Source organism: Gordonia sp. NPDC003429 (genome assembly GCF_053588575.1).
In genome coordinates this window covers 19,069-42,444 of record NZ_JBSFQF010000003.1, presented here as the reverse complement: position 1 = coordinate 42,444, position 23,376 = coordinate 19,069, and the positions used below count along the sequence as shown (strand labels likewise).

Sequence of the window (23,376 nt, the reverse complement as noted above, 5' to 3'; positions counted from 1 at the left end):
CCAGGATACCCGCAGCCCGCCGCCGGTCACGGCGGTGAGCGAAACGGGCGACGACGTCAGCCGGGAAGCTGGATCACCACCGGCCCGACGCCGGGCACCTGCACCGTGGTCTGGGTGGGACCGTTGCTGTCGCCGCCGGATTGCTGTCGGCCATTGCTCACATAGATCGTGATCACGCTGCCGGGCATCGCCGCATCCGAGGGAGCGGTGAACACCACGGTGCCCTGCGGACGGCTGCTGTCCACTTCGAGCTGGTTGACCTTGAACCCGGCCGACTGCAGCCGGGCGGTGGCATCACTTGCCTGCAGACCGCTCACCTGGGGTATCCGGCCCCGGTCGTTTCCGTTGAGGTAACGCGGGTCGGTGGGCGGCAGACTGATCGGACCGTACTTGGTGGCCACCGGCATCACGGCCTGATACCAGGTGCGCGCCGGTTCCATGCCGCCGTAGATGTCGCCCTCGCCGCACAGCCGGGCCGGACCCGAGCACACCCCGGACGGGTTGGGGCCGTCGGAGTAGACGTAGGCGGCGCCGGCGAGTTCGTTGGTGAAGCCGACGAAGGCGGCCGACCGGTGGGCCTCGGTGGTGCCGGTCTTGCCGGACATGGGGTAGCTCCAGCCCACCGACCCGGCGGCACCGGCCGACGTGCCGCCGCCCTTGTCGTCCTGGCTCATCGCATTGGCGAGGGTGTTGGCCAATCCGGCCTCGACCACCCGCTCGCACTTGGGTGCGTTGAACGGGATGGCGCTCACGGCCGGCTTGCCGTCCGGACCCATCACCGGGTTGCCGTACTGATCACGCTTGATCTTGCTGATCGACTTGATGGGGTTGGGCGGGCACCACACGCCACCCGACGCCAGGGTGGCAGCGACGTTCGACAGCTCGAGCGGGTTGATGGGCCACGGTCCGAGAGTGAACGAACCGAGGTTGCCGTCCTTGACGTACTGGGCGACGCTCTTGTCGCCGTAACCCGACGAGCCGGGCACGGTGTAGGACCGCATCCCCAGCCGCACCGCCATGTCGACGGTCGGTTTGACGCCCACCTGCTGCAGCAATTTGACGAACGCGGTGTTCGGGGACTGCGCCAGCGCCTGGGTGACCGACATCGACGCCGGATACTTGCCGTCGTTCTTGACGCAGTAGTAGTTGGCGGGACAGCCATACGCGCCGCCGCTGTCGCCCATGCCTTCGACCGCGATCGAGCCGGGCACGGGGATGTTGGAGTTGATCGGGAGGCCCTTCTCCATGCCCGCGGCGACGGTGAAGATCTTGAACACCGACCCCGCGCCGTCGCCGACCAGCGAGAACGGTTGTGGCTGGACGGTCTGGTTCGCGTTCGCGTTGAGGCCGTAGTTGCGGCTCGACGCCATCGAGACCACGTCATGCGAGTTGGTGCCGGGCCGGATGGTGCTCATCACGTCGGCCACGCCGTCGGCGTCGGGGCTCGCGTTGTTCTTGACCGCCCGCACCGTGGTGCGCTGGACGTCGGGGTCCAGGGTTGTCTGGATGATGTAGCCGCCACGCATCACCGTGTTGCGGGACATGCCGTTCTCGGCGAGGAACTGCATGGCGTAGTCGCAGAAGAAGCCGTTGTTGTCGGCGGCGATGCAGCCCTGCGTGGGTATCCGCGGCGACGGCACCACCCCGAGGGGGGTCTTCTTGGCGGCGACGAGTTCGTCTCGACGATTGGGGAAGTTCTCGATCATCGTGTCGAGCACGACGTTGCGGCGTGACAGCGCGGCTTCGGGATTGGTGTAGGGATCGAGCGCGGAACTCGACTGGACCATGCCCGCCAGCAACGCGGCCTCCTGCACCTGCAGGTCCTTGGCGGGCTTGCCGAAGTAGGTCTGCGCCGCGGCCTCGATGCCGTACGAGTTGTTTCCGAAGGGCACCACGTTGAGATAGCGGGTGACGATTTCCTTCTTGGCCTCCTGCTTGGCGGCGGCGTCGTCGAGACCCTTGCGTTTGGCCTGATCGGTGAGCGACTGCTCCATGGTCAGCGCCATCCGCACCTCGCGCAGCTTGCGGGCGGGGGTGGTCTCGATGGCCGCCTGCCGGTCGGCCTCGGTACGCGCGAGCACGAGCAACTGATAGTTCTTGATGTACTGCTGGTCGAGGGTGGACGCGCCCTGCTGCACCTCTCCCGACGACGAGTTCTTCAGGGCCGCACGGATGGTGCCCTTCCAGTCGACGCCGTCGTGCTCGAGGAAACGGCGGTCTTCGATGGAGATGATGGCCCGGATCATGTCGGGCGCGATGTCGTTGTAGCCCACCTGGTAGCGGTACTGGTCGAAGAGCTGCGCGATCGGCTTACCCGACACGTCGGTCATCGTGGTGACCTCGGGCAGAGTTCCGGTCAGCAGATCCGACGAGACGTTCTCCACCGCGGAGGCCGCGCGGTTGGACGCGAGACCGACGCCGCTGGCCACGGGATAGAGCAATCCGGCGACGAGCACGCCGGCCAATGCGCATGCACCGGCGAGCGGACCCAGCTTCTTCGACATCGGCACAACGGACAGGATACGGGTGATTCCTGAGACGCAGCTCAGCCCCGCCGCAGAGGGTGTTGCGAATCGGTGACGCCGCGCGATTCGACGGAGATCGCGGCCCGATCTCGGTGTCTGCACGATGGTGCCACTTTTTTCGGGCCGGGGGTTGCGTCGCAATGCACATAACCCTAGATTGAGGGCTGAATGTGACTCAGTTAACATTCCTCAGATGAAGTGGCCGGGATATCTCGGTGACGACAGAACAGGGGTCGGAACATGGCAACAGCGGCGGTATCGACCAACGAAGCGCGATTGACCTGGGTGTCCAACGCGCGCTGTCGCGGCGAGAACCCCGACGATCTGTTTGTTCGGGGGGCCGCGCAACGCAAGGCCGCGACCATTTGCCGTCATTGCCCGGTGCAACTGGAATGCGGAGCCGATGCTCTCGACAATCGTGTCGAGTTCGGGGTGTGGGGTGGGATGACGGAGCGTCAGCGGCGTGCGCTGCTGCGTCAGCACCCGGAGGTGACCTCGTGGGCGGCGTTCTTCGCCGCGCAGCGTCGTCGCCAGCAGGCCAGCGCTGTCTGATCAGCGCCACAGCGGTGGCGGAAAGCCGTTCGGTAAGAACGAGATCAGCAGCGCGTTGACGGCGTCGGGCTGCTCTGCCGGAATCATGTGAGAACCCGGCAGCACGGCCAGTCGGGCCCGCGGGATCGCCGCCACCACCTCTTGGCTGTGCTCGAGGGTGACCTCGTCATGGTCGCCCTGCATCACCATCGTGTCGGCGGCCACCGAACGCAGCGTCGTGAGGTCGATCTCGGGTCCGACGTCGAACATCGCGATCATCTTCTCGTGGAACACCGGGAAATGGTCGGGTCCGTCGGGGGAGAGTGCTCCGTACTGCGCGCGCAGCGACGCCGTGACCTGCGGCGACGACAGTGCCGAACGCAGTGGGCCGCCGGTGGCGCGGCCGGAGGAGTTGTAGTACTGCCCGATCAGCACCAGACGTGACACCAGGTCGGGGCGATCGCGGGCGGTGAGCAGTGCCACCGCCGCACCGTCGCTCCAGCCGACGAGATGGGCCGGCTTGCCGACGTGCCGCTGCAGATAGGCGATGGTGTCGTCGGCCATCGCCGCGTAGGTGATGGGTCCGGCGACATCGGGAGTGCGGGCGTGGCCACGACGTTCGGGCACGTGCACCTCGAATCCGGACTCCGCCAACCGCGGCGCGGTGAGCGCCCAGGACGCCGCGCCACCGAATCCGCCGTGTAACAACACAACCGGCGGCCCGGTGCCGGCCACCTCACGCCATTCGCGGTGTCCGGCGACGTCGACGTAGCCGCCGTCGAAGCCACGCAGCCTCGGTGCGGGCGTGCCCGCCGGGCGCATCGTCGGGTCAGCCCCGGCCGGTGATCTGCTCGGCCACCGCGCGCAGCGCCTCCATGTCGGCCACCTCGAACGGCAGCGACGGCACGCCGACGATCGGCACCGTCGGGTGCGACGCGGTGAAGCGCTGCAGCAGGTGCAGTTCGCGTTTACCGGTCTCCGCGCGATCGGCGTGCACGTGCAGCACGCCGCGGGTCAGCTCGTCGGACACGCGCGTGAGCGCCACCTGGGCCACCTCCTCGGAGATGGAGGTGAGATTGGGATGTGTTCGGTTGAGGATGAGTCCGGCCAGCGGCATCCTCTCCTCGCTGAGCCGGTCGACGAAAAACGCCGCCTCGCGCAGCGCATCCGGCTCGGCGGCCGCCACCACCGCGAACCGGGTGCCCGGCTGCTTGAGCAGCTCGTAGGTCTTGAGCGCCCGTTCCTGGAAGCCGCCGAACATCGAGTCGAGGGATTGGACGAAAGTGGCCACGTCGCGCAGCATCTCGCCCCCGATGATGGTGGACACCCCGCGCATCGCCAGACTCATCGCACCGGTTACCATGCGGCCCACGCCGCGGCCGCCGCCGACGAGCACCTTCATCAGCCGCCCGGACAGAAACGAACCGAGACGCGCGGGAGCGTCGAGAAAATCCAGCGCGTTGCGCGACGGCGGGGTGTCGACGACGATGAGATCCCACCGTTTCTGTTCGAGGAGTTTGCCGAGCTTCTCCATCGCCATGTACTCCTGCGTGCCGGAGAACGACGAGGCGACGGTCTGGTAGAAGGAGTTCTCCATGATCGCCTCGGCGCGTTCGGGAGTGGAGTACTCGAGCACCATCTCGTCGAACGTGCGCCGCATGTCGAGCATCATCGCGTCGAGCGTGCCGGGGCCGTCCATGGGCACCGGCTGCGGATCGTTGGTCAGTTCGCTCATCCCCAGTGACTGCGCGAGGCGGCGGGCCGGGTCGATGGTCAGCACCGCCACCGTGCGCCCGTGTTCGGCCGCGTAGAGCGCCATCGCGGCGGCGGTGGTGGTCTTGCCCACTCCACCTGAGCCACAACAGATCACGACGCGGGTCTCGGGGTCGGTGAGGACCGAACCCATCTTGAGATCGAGTGGCATCACGCCCCCGCCTTCTGCAGCAGATCGGCCAGTTCGTAGAGCGAGCCCAGGTCGATGCCGTCGCCGAGGGCGGGAAGTTCGAGCGTGGGGATCTCGACCTCGTCGAGCTGCGCCTTGGCCACCTGCTGCGCCTGCAGCCGTGTCGCGTGCTCGATGGTCTCGGTGAGCAGCCCGGCCAGGTCGGCGTCCGACACCGGCACCCCGGCCTCGGCCAGACTCGACGCGACGCGGGGGGCGTCGATGTTGCCTTCGGCGATGGCGTCGATCTGATCGGCGGGTAGGTGAACGGGGCTGACCCGGTTGATGATCAGGCTGCCGATGCTGACGTTGTTGCCGCGCAGTTCGTCGACCGCTTCGATCGTCTCGGTGATCGGCATCGCCTCCAGCAGGGTCACCAGGTGAACCACCGTCTCCTCTGAGTGCAGCAGTCGCGCCACCGACTCGCTCTGGTTGCGGATCGGGCCGGTCTTGGCGAGGTCGGCCATGGCGGTGGTGACGTCGAGGAAGCTGCCGATCCGGCCGGTGGGCGGGGAGTCGACCACCACCGCGTCGTACACCCGGTTGCCGCGCCTGTCGGTGTGGATGATGCGTTCCTTGATCTTTCCGGTGATCAGCACGTCACGTAGTCCCGGCGCCACCGTGGTGACGAAGTCGATGGCGCCGATCCGCTTCATCGCCCGGCCGGCGAAGCCGAGGTTGTAGAACATGTCGAGGTATTCCAGGAGTGCGTGCTCGATGTCGATCGCAAGTGCCGACACCTCACCGCCGCCCTCGGCGGTCGCGATGCGGGTGTCCTGCGGCGGCAGCGGCGGCATGTCGAAGAGTCCGGCGATCCCCTGACGGCCCTCGCACTCCACCAGCAATACCCGTTTGCCGTCGGCGGCCAGCGCCAGGGCGAGGGCGGCTGCGACCGTGGTTTTCCCGGTGCCACCCTTTCCGGAGACGAAGTGCAGGCGCGCCCGTGCCGCGCTCTCGGGCCAGACGTTGTCCGTTAGACCGTCGGTGTCTGAGACGGGGCTTGTGTCCACCACAGGTTCACATTAGCCATCCGGAGCCACCAGATAGTCTGGGTCCATGACTGAAGTGACCGTGTGGGAGTACGCGACGGTGCCTCTCCTGACGCATGCAACCAAGCAGATCCTCGACACCTGGGGCGCCGACGGCTGGGAACTCGTGAGCGTTCTGCCCGGTCCCACCGGCGAGCAGCACGTCGCGTACCTCAAGCGACCGAAGGGATGACGGGAGCAGCCATGACCTGGACACAACGTCTCGCCGACCTCGGCATCGCGCTGCCGCCGGCGCCGAAGCCGGTGGCCAACTACGTACCCGCGGTCCGCGTGGGCAACCTCGTGTACACCTCGGGACAGTTGCCCTTCGTGGGCGGCCAACTCGAGATCCACGGCAAGGTCTGTCACGGGGCAGAGGGAGTGGTGAAACCGCCGGAGGCCGAAACCGCCGCCCGGCATTGCACGATCAACGCGCTCGCCGCGATCGACGGGCTGGTCGGCATCGACTCGGTGACCCGGATCGTGAAGGTCGTGGGCTTCGTGGCATCGGCACCCGGCTTCACCGATCAGCCGCTCGTGCTCAACGGCGCATCGGATCTGCTCGGCGAGATCTTCGGCGAGGCCGGTGTGCACGCGCGGTCGGCGGTCGGCGTCGCGGAGTTGCCGCTCGGGTCCCCGGTCGAGATCGAACTCATCGTCGAGGTGACCCCGGAGTCCTGACGTGACCACTTCGCCCGGCACTCCCGACCCGGTGGCCGTGCACCCGGCCTACGGCGTGCTGCGGGAGGTGACGCCATTCGCCTCGGTGTTGCTGTGCGACAACCCCGGGATGATGGAACTCGACGGCACCAACACCTACGTGTTGCGCGCTCCGGGGAACCCCGAGTGCGTGATCGTGGACCCCGGTCCGCGCAAGGCCAAGGATCACGTGGGTCGGATCGCAGAGCAGCCCGGGATTGCGCTGACACTCATCACCCACCGGCACTTCGACCACACCGGGGCCATCAAGGCGCTGCACAAGAAGACGGGGGCGCCCACCCGGGCCCGGCTGCGGGAGTTCTGCCGGGGCGGGGGGCAACCGCTGGCCGATCGTGAGGTGATCGAGGCCGCCGGACTGCGGATCACCGTGTTCCACACGCCCGGGCACACCGGGGATTCGGTGAGCTTCCTCGTCGAGTGCGACGGTGCGGTCGAGGGCGATCGGGGTCGCGCGATGCTCACCGGCGACACGATCCTGGGTAGCGGGACAACCGTCCTCGACCCGTCCGACGGCGGTCTGCGCGACTACCTGAACTCCCTCAACAGGCTCATCGTCGAAGGGGCCGATGCGGCGCTGCTACCCGCGCACGGGCCCGACCATCCCGAACTCGAACCCGTGGCGCGCTTCTACAAGACGCACCGCGAGGAACGCATCGACCAGATCACCGCCGCCCTCGAGAAGATGGGTGTCACCGCCGGCGACGCCAAGCCGATGAAGGTGGTCCGCACCGTGTACGCCGACGTCGACAAGAAACTGTGGCCTGCCGCGCGGATGTCGGTGAAGGCCCAACTGGCCTACCTGCGCGGCGAGTGATCTCGACAGGCTCGATCAGCGGGAAAACAGCCGCTGGTTGAGCTGCTCTTCGCTGGTTGAGCTTGTCGAAACCACCCCTCCGAGGGCCGAAAACCTAGCGTGCGCGGCGGGCGAGGCGTTCCGAGTCGGCGATCAGCACGCTCTTGCCCTCCAACCGGAGCCACCCGCGCTGCGCGAAATCGGCCAGGGCCTTGTTCACGGTCTCACGCGAGGCGCCCACGAGTTGAGCGATCTCCTCCTGGGTGAGGTCGTGGGTGACGCGCAGCGCGCCGCCCTCCTGGGTGCCGAAACGCTGCGCGAGCTGCAGCAGCTGCTTGGCTACACGACCGGGCACGTCGGTGAAGATCAGGTCGGCGAGGTTGTTGTTGGTGCGGCGCAGGCGGCGGGCCAACACGCGCAGCAACTGCTCGGCGATCTCGGGACGGTCCTTGATCCAGGCGCGCAGCGCGTCGCGATCCATGGACACGGCGCGGACCTCGGTAACCGTGGTCGCCGACGAGGTACGGGGGCCCGGGTCGAAGATCGACAGCTCACCGAACATGTCCGACGGCCCCATGATCGTCAGCAGATTCTCGCGACCGTCCGGGGAGCGGCGGCCCACCTTCACCTTGCCCGACAGGATGATGTACAGCCGGTCGCCCGGCTCTCCCTCGTGGAAGATGACGTGTCCGCGCGGAAAATCCACGGGCTGGAGCTGATTGGTGAGCGCCGCGACGGCAGTGGGCTCGACGCCCTGGAAAATTCCCGCCCTCGCCAGTACTTCCTCCACCTGGGAACCTTTCTGATCCTTGCGCACGCGAACCCCACGCGCACCACACAACTCTAGTCTGCCGCCCAGCATATGTGTTGAGTGCGTCACTGGCGGACCTTTGGGTGCGCGAGCGTGTTCGCGGCACAACGGCCGTCTCAGGAAGGGAGCACGGCGTCCGCGGAGTGGAATGTCAGCCGGCGCGGCGTTCCCGCAGTTCGTCGAGTGCCGCCGGGAAACCGTCCCTGGCGAGGGTGTCGACGTTGTGGGCGTCGGCGGACTGCAAGAATTCCTCGACGTTGTCCCGGGTGACGCTGAGCCGGTCGGTGCGGGCCTGGACCCGCTCCATGCCGAGTGCGAAGAGCATCAACACGGCCGGGAAGAGCAGCACGGCGAGTCCTTGCATAGCCAACAGTAAACACCGGGCGTCGACGGACGGCCTAACCGGAACGGCCGCCTTGATGGAGTTGTTACCAACCGTCTGCGACCTGTCCACTGCGCCCGATGGCTAACCTGAAACAGATGAACGCACGTAAGGCCGCCACCGATAACGGTGGACCCGCCGCGGTCGGCCGGCAAGAAACCCGTCTCGGCCTGGTGCGGCGTGCACGCCGGATGAACCGGACGCTCAAGGTGGCGTTCCCTCACGTGTATTGCGAGCTCGACTTCACCACGCCGCTCGAGTTGTCGGTGGCCACCATCCTCTCCGCGCAGTGCACCGACGTGCGGGTGAACCAGGTCACCCCGGCGGTGTTCGCCCGATACCGCACCGCCGCCGACTATGCCGCCGCCGACCGCGTCGAGTTGGAGGAACTGATCCGTTCGACCGGCTTCTACCGCAACAAGGCGAACTCGATCATCGGACTCGGTCAGGCGCTGCTCGAACGCTTCGACGGACAGGTGCCGCACACGCTGCCCGAACTGGTCAGCCTGCCCGGCTTCGGCCGCAAGACGGCGAATGTGGTGCTGGGAAACGCGTTCGGCGTGCCCGGCATCACCGTCGACACCCATTTCGGCAGACTGGTGCGGCGGTGGGAATGGACGTCGGAAACCGATCCGGTCAAGGTGGAGCACGCGGTCGGGGAGCTGATCGAACGCAAGGAGTGGACCGACCTGTCGCATCGGGTGATCTTCCACGGCCGTCGGGTGTGCCACTCCCGCAGACCGGCGTGCGGTGTGTGCGTGCTGGCCAAGGACTGCCCGTCGGTGGGTCTGGGGCCGATGGACAAAGCGGAGGCCGCCAAGCTCGTCAAGGGGCCCGAGACCGACCATCTGCTGGAGTTGGCAGGGATTTCCGCGTAGTGGACGCACCGTCGACGACACCCGCACCCGGGTCGGATACCCCGCGTCCCGACCCGTCCGCGGAGACCACCTCCCCGCGATCTCCCCGATTTCCGCCGGCCGCGCGGTGGACTCTGGTGTTCGTCGTCGTGATGCTCGCCCTGATCGTCGCGATCTGGCCGCGCGGCGGTTCCGACCCGTCGTCGGGCACCGGGATCGCACCGCCGTCGGGGGTCCCCGCAGTGCCCAGCGCGCAGGTCGGCGACGAGCAGCTCGCGCAGGCCCGCGCCGCCGCCGCTATCGAACCGTGCCCGCAGACGGGCCTGCCGGAGGTCGCCGCAGCGGCGCTGCGAGGCGTCGTCGCCCCGTGTCTGGCGACGGGTGCGCCGTACGATCTGGGAGTCGGTACCGCGGGAAAGCCGCTGGTGGTGAACATGTGGGCGGTGTGGTGTCTGCCGTGTCGCCGGGAGTTGCCGGTGTTGGCCGACTATGCGCGCCGCGCCGGCGACAAGGTGACCGTTCTGACGGTGCACGACCGTCAGGGCGCCACGAATCCCTACCTGGTGTTGCAGTTTCTGCAGGAGGTGGGCGTGCATCTGCCGGTCGTGCTCGACGTGGACGGCGCGGTGGCCGCGGCGCTGCGGGCCCCGCGTGTGTATCCGTCGACGATCCTGATCCGGCCGGACGGGTCGGTTGCCGCGGTGGAGCCGCGAGTGTTCGACGATCCCGACGAGGTGGCCGCCACGGTCCGCGAGCATTTGGGCGTGACCACGTGACCCCCGATCACCGGGTGGGACCGTTGGTCCCCGAGGACCGGATCCCGCCCTGGCTGCGCCGGCTCACCGGGGATGTGGGTGCGGTCTCCGACGCCGTGTTGAACCGGGGCGGTGATCGCACGCGGTGGGCGGCGATGCTCGGCAGCAACCGCAGAGACGCCGCCGTGCTCGTGTTGTTCGGTGGCGCCTGGACTTTCGACCCCACCTACCCCGGAGGCCTGCCCACCGACGCGGATGTGCTGCTCACCGAGCGCGCGTCGACCCTGCGTCAGCACAGCGGACAGGTGGCGTTCCCGGGCGGCGCCGCCGACCCCGGCGACGACTACCCGGTGGGTACCGCACTGCGCGAGGCGACCGAAGAGACCGGGCTGCTCGATTCCGGTGTCGACGTGGTGGCCACCCTGCCGAGTTTTCCGGTGCCGGTGTCGGGTTTCGACGTGGCGCCGGTGGTGGGGCACTGGCGGGAACCGGGACCGGTGCGGGTGATGGACCCCGGGGAGACCTCACGCGTGGTGCGGGTCAATCTGCGCCGGATGCTGGCCCCCGAGAACCGATTCCAGGTGCGCCGATCGGTGCTCGGCGCCAAGGCGTATCAGGGTCCGGCGTTCCTGGTGGACGGGCTGCTGGTCTGGGGTTTCACCGGAGGGCTGATCGACGCCATCAGCCAGACCGCCGGGTGGGACGTGCCCTGGGATCGCTCCGACGTGCGCCCCCTCGAGGAGACGATCGAACTCGCCGGTTCCCCGCAACGCAGCGGCTTTCCGTTCTCGGGCGGTGACCGGTGAGCGGATCCACCTGGGTCGACCTGATCGTCATCGGGATCGCGCTGCTCGCCGCGGTCAGTGGCTGGCGGCAGGGAGCCGTCTCGTCGGCACTGGCCATGATCGGGGTGATCCTCGGCGCGGTAGCCGGAATTCTGCTTGCGCCCCACATCATTTCGCGCTTCAGCGATCGCGAGACCCGACTGCTGGTCGGGGTGGGTCTGGTGGTGGCGCTCGTCGTGGTGGGCGAGGTGTCGGGGATGGTCCTCGGGCGCGCGGCGCGCGGCGGCATCCGCTCGTCGGGGTTGCGGCACGTGGACAGCGTGATCGGTCTGATGCTCCAGGTGGTGGCGGTGTTGGTGGCGGCCTGGCTGCTCGCCATCCCGCTGCAACGTGCGACCTCGCCGGAGATCGCCAGTGCGGTACGGGGTTCGGCCGTGCTCGGCGGGGTGGACTCGATGGCACCTACCTGGTTGCGGGATCTGCCGCGAAAGCAACTCGGTCCGCTGCTCGACGATTCGGGTCTGCCGGAGGTGATCGGTCCGTATGTTCAGACGCCGGTGACCTCCGTGGGTCCACCCGACCCCGGTCTGATCGGCCTCCCGGTGGTGGCGCAGGTCCGTCCGAGCGTGGTCAAGATCGAGGGCGTGGCACCGAGTTGTCAGCAGGCGCTCGAGGGCAGCGGATTCGTGGTGTCGCCCGAGCGGGTGATGACCAATGCGCACGTGGTGGCCGGTACGCGACGGCTCCAGGTGGAGACCACCTCCGGTGTGGTGCGGGCCGCCAAGGTGGTGCTCTTCGACAGCCGCAACGACGTCGCGGTGCTCGACGTACCGGGCCTACGTGCCCCCGCTCTGCAGTTCGCCGCCACCCCGGCGTCGAGTGGTGCCGACGCCATCGTGCTCGGCTACCCGGAGGCGGGCCCGTTCACCGCCACCGCCGTGCGCGTCCGCGAGGTGATCAACCTGTCGGGACCCGACATCTATCGCGGGCAGCAGGTACTGCGCGAGGTGTACACCGTGCGTGGTCAGATCCGTCAGGGCAACTCGGGCGGGCCGATGATCAATGCCGGTGGCGAGGTGCTCGGCGTGGTGTTCGGTGCGGCCGAGGATACGGCCGACGACACCGGGTTCGTGCTGACCGCCAAACAGGTACAGACCGATTTCGACGTCTCCGAGAAGCGCACCGCGCGCGCGAGTACCGGAGAGTGCGTGCATTCGTGACGACCGTGCACCGTGACGACCGTGCACAGTGATGGGGCGACGCCGGTCGGCGGAGGTGCCGACCGGCGTCGTGGTGTCCGGTGATCAGCGATGTGCGCCGCTGCCGGTGGGGATGGCTGCGTGCGCTCCGACCTCCGCAGGAGTGAGGTTCGCCGCCACCACCGCCTGATACGAGGCATGGTCGGTGTAGAGCTCCTGGGTCAGCGGATTGAGCTTGCGGCTGACGATCCGGTACACCTGGTAGACCGCCACCGCCACGTTCACCGCGAGCGAGACCAGCGACACCGTCCACAGCGCGGCCGGATCATGCGAGGCCTGCACCGAGAACGACGATGTGCTGACGAACGCCGGCACCGCCATGGTGAACATCATCCACAGCGCCAAGGTGGAGGCGCGGAACTGCATCCACCCGCCACGCTTGATCAAGAACGCCGGGATGGTGCACGAGATCAGAAGTGCCGCACCGGCATAGAACGAGTGGTCCCCGACGCAGTTGTAGACGTAGGCAAAGTTCCACAGGTCGTAGGCGATGATCCAGAACCACATCATGTCCGGCCAGATCATGTCTCGGCTCTTGTCGCGTGAGACGAAGATTCCCATCCACCCGCAGATGGTGAGCAGGTTCAGCAGACCGGCGATGCCGTTGAGGTAATTCCACGGTCCCGACACCATGAACACACCGTCGACCACACCGTCGGCGTGCATCGCTCCCACCTGGAAGTCGCGGATGCATGCCTCGAGGATGTTGATCGCCAGGATCGCGGGCGGGAACATCAGCCACCACCGGTTGGCGGCGAAACGCGGCACGTACCGGATCGCCATGAAGCCGAGCACACCGGCGAGCGACGAGTACACCTTCACCCAGTGAAACCACGTTCCGGTGGACGTTCCCGCGGCCGAGGTGACCGGCCAGACGAAGATGGTCAGGACGATCGGCAGCGCCACGAAGAACGCCATTCCCACCCACTTCCATCGGCGGGTGACCTCGTTGAGTCCGATCAGTGCGCCGAGAACGACGAACCAGGCGATCCACGAATACCAGGGGATCGATTCGTAGAGGAACATCTTCATCACATCCCGCGCCGTCGTCGAGGAACTGTTTGGCCCTGCGACCGGCGATACTTGTGATGGTAGGTCCGGCGCGGACCACCACACCATGGACAGATCGGCCGATGTGTCAGGGCCGGGGCGGACGGGAGAGGTGCGGTGACCCAGGACGCGCGGCGTACCGAGGAGTTGCTGGCCGCCGCCCTCACAATTGCACTGGAAACCACTCCGTTGGCCAAGGTCACCGTCTCGGGTCTGGCAACAGCGGCCGGGGTGTCGCGGCAGACCTTCTACGCACACTTCTCCGACGTCTACGACCTGGCGGCGTGGATGTTCCGGGTGGAGGTCGCCGATCAGATCATGGCCCGTGCCCACTACGACAGCTGGGCCGACGGATTGCTCGAGATGTTGAGATACATGTGCAGCCACCGCGAACAGGTGCATGCGGTGCTGCGCTCGTTGCGGTTGGCCGAAACCGAACACTTCCTCTTCGGACAGCTACGACAGATGATGAGCGCGATCGTCGACGAGGTGCAGGGCGATCTGGTGCTCTCGCCCGCCGACCGCGACTTCGCGATCGACCATTACACCCTCACGGTGCTGGGTCATGTGCTGCATTGGCTGGCGCGCGACATGCGCGACGATCCGGGCCGATTGGTCGCCGACCTCGAGTACGTTCTGCACGGGTCGGTGCGAGAAACCTTGACGCGCTTGGCCGCCCGCCCGATCTGGGATTGAGTTGGGTGGACCGCGCTGCGTGTACCGGTCGCCGGGTCAGTCCGCCGGCGGCCGTTCGAGGAGCTCGGCGACGAGGTCGGTGACCTGCTCGGGCTGCTCCTGATGCGCGAAGTGGGCGCTGCCGTCGATGTCGCGGTACCGCAATTCCGGAGCCCACCGGGCGCTCGACGTCATGACGTCGGAGGTGATGAACGCGTCGTCGGCTCCGCGCAGGGCCAGGACCGGAATGTGCAGCGGCCGATCCATCAACTCCATGAACCGGTACCCGTCCGGGCGGAACTGTGACCGAAACGCCCAGCGGCGGTATTCCAGACTGGAGTGGGCCACACCGGGAATCTGGATCGCGGACCGGTTGTGTGCCACCGCGGTGGCGTAATCGTCTGTGCGCTGCCATGATTCGCCCGCACGCCGGGCGAAGTAGTCGGCCACGAAGGCGCCGTCGTGGCGGGTCAGTTGCCGCTCGCCCAGCCGCGGCAGCTGATTGCGCAGGAACCCGCCGAGAAAGGCGTCACGCTGTGGCCGGTCCCGCACCACGTCGTGGCGTAGTGCCCGCGGGTGAGGTGACGCGATCACCGCGATCGCCCGCACCACACGCGGATGCAAGGTGGCGGTGGCCCAGCACACCAGGCCGCCGTCGGCGTGGCCGACAAGGGTCGCGTCGGTGTGCCCGAGCGCCCGGATGAGGCCATTGGCGTCACCGGCCAGGGTCCATCCGTCGTAGCCCCGCGGCGGTTTGTCGGAGTCGCCGTATCCGCGCAGATCGACTGCGACGGCCCGATATCCGGCTGCCGCCAGGTCGGTGATCTGGTTACGCCAGCTCCACCAGAACTCGCCGAACCCGTGTAGCAGCAGCACGAGCGGGCGGTCGACGTGTGCGGGGGAGTCGGAGCTTTCCACTGCGTGGAATCTGACCCCGTTCGCGCGGACGTCGAAATGCCGCCATGGTCCGGGCAGCCGGACACTCGACGGATCAATCCCGACCGCCAACCCTCACCCCTCGCGAGCCGGCGGAATCTTCGGGTGATCACTCAATGGGTCGGTGGCGGCACCCGAGCGCACCGGGGCGGCGAGATCGTTGTGACGACCGGGGAGCACGGTCTGCACATCCTTGACGCTCTCAATGGTCTTCTTGGGCCCACGCACCCGCTTGAAGAAGAGATACCCGACGAACGCGGCGATCAGCGTGACGAGCACCAGCAGCAGGAACACGATGAGGAAGGCCAGCCACCGCGACACCCAGGTGTCGAGGAGTTCGGCGAGAAAGATGAAGAAGAACAGGCTCGCGTACAGCGCCATGACGCCGGCGACCGCGAGCAGGCCGGTGCCGGCACCGGCCTTCTTCGCCTCCTGCACCACCTCGGCCTTGGCCAGGGCGACCTCGGACCGGAACAAGGTGGACACGCTCGTCGTCGCGTCCTTGACCAGGGCACCGATGCTCGGCTCCGCGCCCGACGGCCGGTCGGCATCGGTGAGCGGAATCGACGGAACCGCGCCGGTCGACCCCTTTCCCGCGGAACTACCGTTGATGGTCTGGCCGGGTTCGCTCACTGCATCCTCCGTGTCTGACGGTCTCCCCGGCTATGTTGCCATGCGGCGCGTCCGGGGGTGGCGGGCCACCCGCAGATCTGCGGGTGGCGCCGATGTCAGGCCTTGCGTGCGCGGATCGCCTCGAACACCGACGGATCGACAAGTGTCGAGGTGTCGCCGAGGTCACGGCCCTCGGCCACGTCCTTGAGCAGGCGCCGCATGATCTTGCCCGAGCGGGTCTTTGGGAGTTCGGGCACCACATTGATCTCGCGGGGTTTCGCGATCGGGGAGATCTCCACCGACACCTGTTCGCGCAGCTCGGCGATCAGCTGATCGCCGGAATCGATGATGCCCTCCCGCAGGATCACGAAGGCCACGATGCCCTGCCCGGTGGTCTCGTCGGCGGCGCCGATCACCGCGGCCTCGGCCACCCCGGAGTGACCCACCAGTGCCGACTCCACCTCGGCCGTGGAGATCCGGTGGCCCGACACGTTCATGACGTCGTCGACGCGGCCGAGCACCCACAGCGCGTGGTCGTCGTCGTAACGAGCACCGTCGCCGGCGAAGTACCAGCCCTGCTCGGCGAAGCGCGACCAGTAGGTCTCGCGGAACCGGTCGTCGTCGCCCCAGATGCCGCGCAGCATCGACGGCCACGGCTTGTCGAGCACCAGGTAACCCTGCTCGCCGGCGCCCACGGGGGTGCCGTTGTCGTCGACGATGTTGGCGCTGATGCCGGGCAGCGGCGCCATCGCCGACCCGGGCTTGGTGGCGGTGACACCGGGCAGCGGGGAGATCATGATCGCGCCGGTCTCGGTCTGCCACCAGGTGTCGACGATGGGACAGCGGTCGCCGCCGATCACCTCGCGATACCACTTCCAGGCTTCCGGGTTGATCGGCTCACCGACCGAACCGAGCAGCCGCAGCGTACTCAGATCGTGTGCATCGGGAATGGCACGACCCCACTTCATGAAGGTGCGGATCAGTGTGGGCGCGATGTAGTAGATGGTGACGCCGTAGCGTTCGATGATCTGGAAATGACGGTGCTCGTCGGGTGAGTTCGGGGTGCCCTCGTAGACCACCTCGGTGGCGCCGTTGGAGAGCGGGCCGTAGACGAGGTAGGAGTGTCCGGTCACCCAGCCGATGTCGGCGCCGCACCAGAAGACGTCGCGCCCCTCTTTGTGATCGAAGACGTAGTGGAACGTGTAGCTGGCCTGGGTGAGGTAGCCACCCGACGAATGCACGATGCCCTTGGGTTTGCCGGTGGTGCCCGAGGTGTAGAGCAGAAACAGCGGATGCTCCGCGTCGAAGGCCTCGGGTTCGTGGTGATCCGAGGACTCGCCGACGCTGTCCTCCCACCACACGTCGCGCCCCTGCACCCAGTTGAGATCGGGGTCGTGATTGGTGCGGCGCACCACCAGCACCTTCTCCACCGACGCCGCGGCGTCGGCCCCGGTGCCGAGCGCCTCGTCGACGGCCGTCTTGAGAGGGGCCGGCTTGCCGCGGCGGAACTGGCCGTCGGTGGTGATGACGAGTTTGGCCTCGGCGTCGTCGACCCGCGAGCGCAGCGCGCCCGCGGAGAATCCGGCGAACACCACCGAATGGGTGAGGCCCAGACGCGCGCAGGCCAGCATCGAGATGATGGCCTCGGGCACCATCGGCATGTAGATGGCCACGCGATCGCCGGCCTGCAGGCCGATCTCGGTGAAGTAGTTGGCCGCCTTGGACACCTCGGCGAGCAATTGGTTGTAGGTGAGGTCGCGGGTGTCTCCGGGTTCGCCCACCCAGTGGATGGCCACTCTGTCGCCCTTGCCCGCCGCGACGTGGCGGTCGACGCAGTTCACCGACACGTTGAGCTTGCCGCCGACGAACCATCGCGCGAACGGTGCGTCCGACCAGTCGAGTACCTCGCCGAAGTCGGTGTCCCAGTCGAGACGCCGGGCCTGCTCGGCCCAGAACTCGAGACGGTCGGCGTCGGCGTGTGCGTACATCTCTTCGGTGGCGTTGGCCTGGGCGACGAAGTCGGGCGACGGGGGATACGACTGGGCGGGGTGGGTGGTGGTGGACATCTGGTGCACAGGCCTTTCACTCTCGACGACTCCGGTTCACCGGTGGTGACGCGACCGGATGCGGGCTCTCATTGTGAGGGTAGTCACGTTGGAAAGCGGTTGCAGACACCTCCTCCCGGTCCCTGCGGGGAGTGGCTGTTCTGGCGCGACGAACGGTACGGCTACCGTTGCACGAGTGACCGACGATCCGCTGGCGCCCCTGCTCGACCTGCCCGGCGTCGTCGCAGCCGCCGGCGAGGCGCGCGATGCGGTGACCGCCGTCCACCGGCATCCGGCGAACTTGCGGGGGTGGGACAAAACCGCCACCGAGGCGTCGTGGCGGGCCGGGCGTTCGTCGGCGGCGATCGACGGCGGCAGTGTGGAACTACGACGTGACGGTGACTTCGACGATCCGATCCTGGCCGGTGCCATGCGGGTTGCGCAGGCGCTCGATGGTGAGGCGCTGGAGTCGCTGACGTCGGTGTTCCGCCGCGCCCCCGCGCAGGCGTTCGCGCGGCTGCACGTACTCGCGGCCGCCGACCTCGTCGACGATCCGGAGGCCCTCGGACGTCCGCGACCGGGCGCGGACGTGGCCGCCCGCCTGGACCTGTTGGGTCAGCTCATCACCGGGGCCACGAGTGCGCCGGCGCCCGTTCTGGCCGCTGTGGTCCACGGTGAATTGTTGAGCCTGAACGCCTTTGAGACGGCGAACGGTGTGGTTGCCCGGGCCGCGTCACGGCTGACCAGCGCGGCGACGGGCCTCGATCCGCACAATCTCGGCGTGCCCGAGGTGACCTGGCTCAAACGGGTCGGCGAGTATCGCGAATTGTCGGCGGCATTCGGCACCGGCGACCCCGACGCCCTTCGGCGCTGGATCATCTTCTGCTGTGAGGCGTTTGTGGCCGGCGCCGCCGAGGCCCGGTCGATTGCGGACGCGGCGCGTTCCGCCTGACTGGCAGCACTGAGGTTTTTGAGTGCACAGCACTGAGGTTTTGGGTGCACAGCACTGAGCTTTTTTGAGTGCACAGCACTGCGGGCGGCCGGCCTGCCATGTGGCAGGTCTGCCGCCCGCGTAGCACGGACCCAAGTTACCAAGCGTGCTCAGGTGGGTTGTGGTCACCGCCTCGGCGATTGACCGCGATTCCGTCCGTTGGTCTCCTTCGTCGCGCTGCCACTTTCGGCCCAGTCACGACTCCCGTCGACGACGGTTGTCGGACAACATGGTGGGGCGCGGGGGCGCTGCCGTGTCCGGAGATACTCGATGGATTCGCGATGTCGCAGGCGCACAACACTTCTGCCTTATTGCGGCGCGCTCCGCGTGGGTGCTTGCCGCCCGTGCTGGGAAGTGCTCGGTTGGGGGCTCGGCCCTTCTCTTCCGGATCGAACTTTGCCTTCCGAGGTTTCCTGATTCTGTTGTACACCGTGATGCGCGTCACAATCAAGGGGCGAATGGCCCGGTTTCGTTTTCTCGCTTCGGAGGGTGGATCGGGATTGTTAGTGCAGCTTGCAACTACTTAGGGGCGGTGTATAATTCTTGGTGACTGGCTTTTATGTCGGTCCCCTTTCAGCCCGACCCCCCGGGGCTGAAAGCAGACAACCCCGGCCTCCTCCCCCCCTGGCCGGGGTTGTCCTCTGTCTGGGGCCAAAACCGTCGAGCGTGCCCACTTCCGGGTTGAGCGTGCCCACTTCCGGGTTGAGCGTGCCCACTTCCGGGTTGAGCGTGTCCACTTCCGAGTTGAGCGTGCCCAGCGGCCGCGGTTTGGGCACGGTCGACGGGATTGTGGGCACGCTCGACGGGATTGTGGGCACGCTCGACGGTGGCGTTTGGCGCGATGCACAGACTCCGATTGGTCCCCAGATTCGCGGCGGCGACCGGTCGCGGAGAGCCCACGACGGCCTCCCGGTCCGATGCTGGTGGCATGTCCGACGACTTGCTGGCGCTGGTGAGCGCCGATCTTCACGACGATGTGGCGCGATGCGCCGCCGCTGCCGGCTATCGAATGCTGGTCGGCGACGCGCATGCATGCCGTGGTGAGTGGTTGCGGGCGCGCGCGGTGACGCTCGATGCCGAGGCGGTGGAGGTTCTGCTCGATTCGGCGCTTCCCCGTCGTCCGGGTGTGGTGCTCGTGTCCGACGGCGAGCCCGCCGCGCCGGTGTGGCGGGCAGCGATGGATCTCGGCGCCACCGATGCCGCGGTGCTGCCTGTTGACGACGAACATCTGGTGCGCACGCTGAGCGACATCCGGTTGCCGCGCATGCATCCCGGTGGCGTCCTCGCTGTGATCGGCGCCCATGGCGGGGCGGGTGCCTCGGTTCTCGCGTCGGCTGTCGCGCTCACCGCGATCGACGACGGTTCCCACGTGCTGCTGCTCGACCTCGACGAGCTCGGTGCGGGGATCGACCTGCTCTTCGGCATCGAATCGAGACCCGGACTGCGCTGGCAGGATCTCGCTCTCGAAGGTGGGACGGTCAGTGGCGCAGCCCTGCGCAACGCGCTCCCGCGGGTCGACGATCGGCTGTCGGTGCTCACCGGACGCCGCGACGACGTGCGTCCGATCGCACCCGATGCGGTGCTGGCCACAATGGATGCCGGCAGGGCCCACGGCGACCTGGTCATCGTCGACCTCCCGCGCGCGGACACACCCGTCATCCGCGCGGTCGCCGAGTCGGCCGATCTCACCGTAGTGGTCACCACCCCGACCGTCGCCGGGTGCGCCGCTGCCCGCCTCGTCGTCGATCGAGTCCTGAACTCTTGTGCCGCAGTCGAATTGGCGGTGCGTGGACCGGCGCCCGGAGGTCTGCGGGCCAGTCAGATCGCGTCGGCGGTGGGAGTGCCGCTGCTGGCTGCGTATCGCCCCGACCCGCGTCTGCCCGCACGGCTCGAGGTGGGCAAACTGAACATCGGTTCACGCACTCCGCTGGGTCGGGCGGCTCGTGCCGTGCATCGTGGGTTCACTCGCAGCCGATCGGTGGCGGCATGACCGGCCTCGGCGGCGAGGACGCGTTGATCGACCGGGTCAGGGATCGGCTCGCCGCCGATTCCGCCGAGCCCACCGCGGCCGTGATCGCCGACGCCATTCGCGCCGAGTCCGGAGGCGTCCTCGGCGACACCGACCTGCTCTCGGCGTTACGACGCCTGCAGACCGAACTCACCGGCGCGGGACGGCTCGAGGAACTGCTCGCCGAACCCGACATCGCCGACGTCCTCGTCGTCGGCCCGCATCGGGTCTGGGTGGATCGTGGTCGCGGGCTGCGGCCCACCGGCATCACCTTCGACGACGATGCCGCGGTACGACGGCTCGCCGGTCGCCTCGCGTTGGGCGCGGGCCGTCGCCTCGACGATGCGCAGCCGTGGGTCGACGCGCAGCTCACAAACCTCGGTCGCCGGGGTTACACCGTTCGCCTGCACGCGGTCATCCCGCCGCTGGCCGCCGACGGGACCTGTATCTCGCTGCGCGTACTACGCACCGCGGGAAAGGATCTCGATGCACTCATCGCATCCGGCGCCATTCCCGACGAGGTGGTCGACACGGTGGCCACCATCCTGTCGGCTCGGCTGGCGTTCCTGATCGTCGGCGGTACCGGATCGGGAAAGACGACGCTGCTCAATGCGATGATCGGCGCGATGGACCCGGCGCATCGGGTGCTGTGCGTGGAGGACGCGCTGGAATTGACCCCGAACCACCCGCACGTGGTGCGCCTTGTGGCCCGAACCGCGAACGTTGAAGGCGCAGGCGAGGTTCCGGTGCGGGTGCTGGTGCGTCAGGCACTGCGTATGCGACCCGACCGCATCATCGTCGGCGAGGTGCGTGGTGCGGAGGTGATCGATCTGCTGACCGCGCTCAACACCGGACACGAGGGCAGCGGCGGCACGCTGCACGCGAACTCCACTGCCGAGGTTCCGGCGCGAATGGAAGCACTTGCCGCGCTGGGTGGCATGAATCGGGTGGCCCTGCATTCGCAACTGGGTGCCGCGGTCCAGGTGGTGCTCGGGGTTACCCGCACCGCCGACGGGACGCGTGGACTCGGTGAGATCGGTCTGCTCGTCCGTGATCCGGAAGGGCAGGTACACGTGGTGCCGATGTGGTTGCGGGACAGTGGTTTCACACATCACCGTGTTGCTTTCGACGAGATGGTGGCGGGCCGGTGATCGCGCTGGTCCCGCTGACGCTCGCCGTCGCGGTGCTGTGGTGGCCGCGCAGCCGGGTGGAACACCGCCTCGGCGCTCCGGCGAACCGCGATGACCGGCGCGGCAGCACCGGTCTCCGGTGGATGCTCGCGGGCGCGGCGCCGGTGGCCGCGCTCGTGCTCAGTGGCCTGGCCGCTGCGGTGTCGGCGTCGATCGTGGCGGGCGTGATCGGTTGGCGAATGCGTCGGCGTCGCGCCCTCGCCCGAGACGACCGCGAGCGCGACGACCTGCTCACCGCACTCGCGCTGATGATCGCGGAGTTGTCGGTGGGGACTCCGCCGGCACGTGCATGTGCCGTGGCCGCGTCCGAGATCGTTGCGCGCGAGGATGATGGCGCCGAGATCTCCGGCGCTCTCCTGATGCTCGCGGGGCGCGCGGAGCTCGGCGGTGATGTCATGGGTGGTCTGGCGGCCACCACGGGCGGTGAATCCCACACGGGCGGTGAATCCCACACGGGCGGTGAATCCCACACTGGCGACGACGCGGGGGACCGATCCTGGCAGCGGATCGCGGTGGCATGGCACACCGCCGACCGACACGGCGTGCCGATGGCCGAACTGCTCGCGGCTGTCCGTGACGATCTCGCGGCGCGGCGCGCATTCGTCGATCGCACCCGCGCCGGACTGGCCGGGCCGCGGGCGACGGCCACGGTGCTGGCCGGGCTACCGCTGCTGGGCATCGCATTGGGACAGGCGACCGGCGCGAACCCGCTTCGGGTGCTGCTTGGCGGCGGGTTGGGCGGAATCCTGCTGGTGGTGGGCACCGCTCTTGCTGCGGCGGGCCTTGTGTGGACCGAACGCATCACCGACAAGGTGCTCTCCGGATGACCTCTCTGTCAGCAGCTTTCACGCTCGTGGCCGCCGCACTGCTGGTGCTTCCGGCGCCTCGATGGACGATGTACCGGGTGATTGATCCACCCGCGTCGCCGCCGCGCAAAGCGCGCTGGCTGGGTGTTCGGCGTCGCGACGATCCCTTTGCCGTTGCTGCAGCTCTCGACCTCTTCGCGGTGTGTTTGCGTGCAGGGTTGCCGGTACCCGGTGCGGCGCGTGCGGTTGCCGCGACGGCGCCCACCTCGCTTGCTGCGCCGTTGGCGGCCGCCGCCGAGCTTCTCGAACTCGGTGCGGAACCGCAGCGAGCCTGGACGGCGGCACTCACCGACCACGCGTCTGATCCGAACGGCCTGGGCGCAAACCATTTTGACGATCTGGCGATGCTTGCGCGACGCTCGGCACGTTCCGGCGCGGCACTCTCGGCGGGGGTCGCCGAGTTGGCCACCGACACCAGACGCGCGGCCCACGACGACGCGCTCGCCCGCGCCGAGCGAGCGGGCGTCTTGGTCAGCGGTCCGCTCGGGTTGTGCTTTCTCCCGGCCTTCGTGTGCCTCGGCATCGTGCCCGTGGTGATCGGGCTCGCTCGCGTCACCCTCGGCGGACTGTGAGATCCGGCATCGATGAGCTCGAGCGCGGATCCTTTCGCCGTTC

Annotated in this window: 24 protein-coding genes; 14 read left to right on the top strand and 10 right to left on the bottom strand. The window is 68.0% G+C overall.

The window, feature by feature from the left end:
- Positions 1–56 precede the first annotated feature (56 nt).
- On the bottom strand, positions 57–2,504 hold the full coding sequence (locus ACWDSI_RS05495; protein ID WP_449747362.1) for a penicillin-binding protein: 2,448 nt from the start codon (positions 2,502–2,504) through the stop codon (positions 57–59).
- Positions 2,505–2,765: 261 nt separating this feature from the next.
- On the opposite strand from ACWDSI_RS05495, the gene ACWDSI_RS05490 reads away from it, so the two are divergent.
- Positions 2,766–3,077, top strand: a complete 312-nt coding sequence (locus tag ACWDSI_RS05490) for a WhiB family transcriptional regulator (RefSeq protein ID WP_449755904.1) — start codon at positions 2,766–2,768, stop codon at positions 3,075–3,077.
- Here the strand turns inward: ACWDSI_RS05490 and ACWDSI_RS05485 are convergent, their stop codons facing one another.
- Genes ACWDSI_RS05485 through ACWDSI_RS05475 form a run of 3 tightly spaced genes read right to left on the bottom strand, consistent with a single transcriptional unit; the run spans position 3,078 to position 6,011 of the window.
- Entirely contained in the window at positions 3,078–3,878 is an 801-nt protein-coding gene (locus ACWDSI_RS05485; protein WP_449747364.1) for an alpha/beta fold hydrolase, read from the bottom strand. It lies immediately after the preceding gene.
- A 7-nt stretch (positions 3,879–3,885) separates the two neighbouring features.
- Positions 3,886–4,980, bottom strand: coding sequence for an ArsA family ATPase (locus ACWDSI_RS05480; RefSeq protein ID WP_449747410.1), 1,095 nt, complete (start codon positions 4,978–4,980; stop codon positions 3,886–3,888).
- On the bottom strand, positions 4,980–6,011 hold the full coding sequence (locus ACWDSI_RS05475; RefSeq protein WP_449755903.1) for an ArsA-related P-loop ATPase: 1,032 nt from the start codon (positions 6,009–6,011) through the stop codon (positions 4,980–4,982). Before ACWDSI_RS05475 ends, ACWDSI_RS05480 begins: the two co-directional genes overlap by 1 nt.
- A 43-nt stretch (positions 6,012–6,054) precedes the next feature.
- Between ACWDSI_RS05475 and ACWDSI_RS05470 the strand changes: the two genes are divergently transcribed.
- From ACWDSI_RS05470 to ACWDSI_RS05460, 3 genes are read left to right on the top strand one after another with little or no spacing between them, the layout of a single operon-like run.
- Positions 6,055–6,219, top strand: a complete 165-nt coding sequence (locus ACWDSI_RS05470; RefSeq protein WP_449747366.1) for a hypothetical protein — start codon at positions 6,055–6,057, stop codon at positions 6,217–6,219.
- A gap of 11 nt (positions 6,220–6,230) precedes the next feature.
- Positions 6,231–6,707 (top strand): RidA family protein, encoded by a 477-nt coding sequence (locus tag ACWDSI_RS05465; RefSeq protein ID WP_449747367.1) that lies wholly within the window; start codon positions 6,231–6,233, stop codon positions 6,705–6,707.
- 1 nt (position 6,708) lies between these two features.
- A complete protein-coding gene (locus ACWDSI_RS05460) occupies positions 6,709–7,560 on the top strand; it encodes an MBL fold metallo-hydrolase (RefSeq protein WP_449755902.1) in 852 nt (283 codons plus the stop codon).
- 94 nt (positions 7,561–7,654) lie between these two features.
- On the opposite strand, the gene ACWDSI_RS05455 is transcribed toward ACWDSI_RS05460, so the two are convergent.
- Positions 7,655–8,329, bottom strand: a complete 675-nt coding sequence (locus ACWDSI_RS05455) for a Crp/Fnr family transcriptional regulator (protein WP_449747369.1) — start codon at positions 8,327–8,329, stop codon at positions 7,655–7,657.
- Between the two features lie 172 nt (positions 8,330–8,501).
- A complete protein-coding gene (locus ACWDSI_RS05450) occupies positions 8,502–8,714 on the bottom strand; it encodes a hypothetical protein (RefSeq protein WP_449747411.1) in 213 nt (70 codons plus the stop codon).
- A gap of 116 nt (positions 8,715–8,830) precedes the next feature.
- Here ACWDSI_RS05450 and nth point away from each other — a divergent pair, with 116 nt between their 5' ends.
- From nth to ACWDSI_RS05430, 4 genes are read left to right on the top strand one after another with little or no spacing between them, the layout of a single operon-like run.
- Positions 8,831–9,610: an endonuclease III gene (gene nth, locus ACWDSI_RS05445; protein ID WP_449755901.1), complete on the top strand. Its 780-nt coding sequence runs from the start codon at positions 8,831–8,833 to the stop codon at positions 9,608–9,610.
- Positions 9,610–10,365, top strand: coding sequence for a TlpA family protein disulfide reductase (locus ACWDSI_RS05440; RefSeq protein WP_449755900.1), 756 nt, complete (start codon positions 9,610–9,612; stop codon positions 10,363–10,365). The genes nth and ACWDSI_RS05440 overlap by 1 nt, the downstream gene beginning before the upstream one ends.
- Positions 10,362–11,150: an NUDIX hydrolase gene (locus tag ACWDSI_RS05435; RefSeq protein ID WP_449755899.1), complete on the top strand. Its 789-nt coding sequence runs from the start codon at positions 10,362–10,364 to the stop codon at positions 11,148–11,150. Before ACWDSI_RS05440 ends, ACWDSI_RS05435 begins: the two co-directional genes overlap by 4 nt.
- On the top strand, positions 11,147–12,349 hold the full coding sequence (locus ACWDSI_RS05430; protein WP_449755898.1) for a MarP family serine protease: 1,203 nt from the start codon (positions 11,147–11,149) through the stop codon (positions 12,347–12,349). Before ACWDSI_RS05435 ends, ACWDSI_RS05430 begins: the two co-directional genes overlap by 4 nt.
- 84 nt (positions 12,350–12,433) lie before the next feature.
- Here ACWDSI_RS05430 and ACWDSI_RS05425 read toward each other — a convergent pair whose 3' ends face one another.
- Positions 12,434–13,414: a DUF5692 family protein gene (locus ACWDSI_RS05425; RefSeq protein WP_449755897.1), complete on the bottom strand. Its 981-nt coding sequence runs from the start codon at positions 13,412–13,414 to the stop codon at positions 12,434–12,436.
- 141 nt (positions 13,415–13,555) lie between these two features.
- Here ACWDSI_RS05425 and ACWDSI_RS05420 point away from each other — a divergent pair, with 141 nt between their 5' ends.
- Positions 13,556–14,134, top strand: coding sequence for a TetR-like C-terminal domain-containing protein (locus tag ACWDSI_RS05420; RefSeq protein WP_449755896.1), 579 nt, complete (start codon positions 13,556–13,558; stop codon positions 14,132–14,134).
- A 36-nt stretch (positions 14,135–14,170) separates the two neighbouring features.
- Here the strand turns inward: ACWDSI_RS05420 and ACWDSI_RS05415 are convergent, their stop codons facing one another.
- The 3 genes from ACWDSI_RS05415 to acs all read right to left on the bottom strand — a co-directional run bounded on the left by ACWDSI_RS05415 (position 14,171) and on the right by acs (position 17,727).
- Positions 14,171–15,121, bottom strand: coding sequence for an alpha/beta fold hydrolase (locus tag ACWDSI_RS05415; protein WP_449755895.1), 951 nt, complete (start codon positions 15,119–15,121; stop codon positions 14,171–14,173).
- Between the two features lie 3 nt (positions 15,122–15,124).
- Positions 15,125–15,682 (bottom strand): phage holin family protein, encoded by a 558-nt coding sequence (locus ACWDSI_RS05410; RefSeq protein WP_449747377.1) that lies wholly within the window; start codon positions 15,680–15,682, stop codon positions 15,125–15,127.
- A gap of 95 nt (positions 15,683–15,777) precedes the next feature.
- Positions 15,778–17,727, bottom strand: a complete 1,950-nt coding sequence (gene acs, locus ACWDSI_RS05405) for an acetate--CoA ligase (RefSeq protein ID WP_449747378.1) — start codon at positions 17,725–17,727, stop codon at positions 15,778–15,780.
- Positions 17,728–17,902: 175 nt separating this feature from the next.
- Here acs and ACWDSI_RS05400 point away from each other — a divergent pair, with 175 nt between their 5' ends.
- The 5 genes from ACWDSI_RS05400 to ACWDSI_RS05380 all read left to right on the top strand — a co-directional run bounded on the left by ACWDSI_RS05400 (position 17,903) and on the right by ACWDSI_RS05380 (position 23,333).
- Positions 17,903–18,658, top strand: a complete 756-nt coding sequence (locus tag ACWDSI_RS05400; RefSeq protein WP_449747379.1) for an oxidoreductase — start codon at positions 17,903–17,905, stop codon at positions 18,656–18,658.
- A 967-nt stretch (positions 18,659–19,625) separates the two neighbouring features.
- The gene (ssd, locus tag ACWDSI_RS05395; protein ID WP_449747380.1) at positions 19,626–20,687 is read left to right on the top strand and encodes a septum site-determining protein Ssd; all 1,062 of its coding nucleotides are present in this window, start codon (positions 19,626–19,628) and stop codon (positions 20,685–20,687) included.
- Positions 20,684–21,856 carry a TadA family conjugal transfer-associated ATPase gene (locus ACWDSI_RS05390; RefSeq protein ID WP_449747381.1) on the top strand — a complete coding sequence of 391 codons (1,173 nt, stop codon included), beginning with the start codon at positions 20,684–20,686 and terminating at the stop codon, positions 21,854–21,856. Before ssd ends, ACWDSI_RS05390 begins: the two co-directional genes overlap by 4 nt.
- Positions 21,856–22,722 (top strand): type II secretion system F family protein, encoded by an 867-nt coding sequence (locus tag ACWDSI_RS05385; protein WP_449756035.1) that lies wholly within the window; start codon positions 21,856–21,858, stop codon positions 22,720–22,722. Before ACWDSI_RS05390 ends, ACWDSI_RS05385 begins: the two co-directional genes overlap by 1 nt.
- Entirely contained in the window at positions 22,719–23,333 is a 615-nt protein-coding gene (locus ACWDSI_RS05380) for a type II secretion system F family protein (RefSeq protein WP_449747382.1), read from the top strand. Before ACWDSI_RS05385 ends, ACWDSI_RS05380 begins: the two co-directional genes overlap by 4 nt.
- Positions 23,334–23,376: the final 43 nt, after the last annotated feature.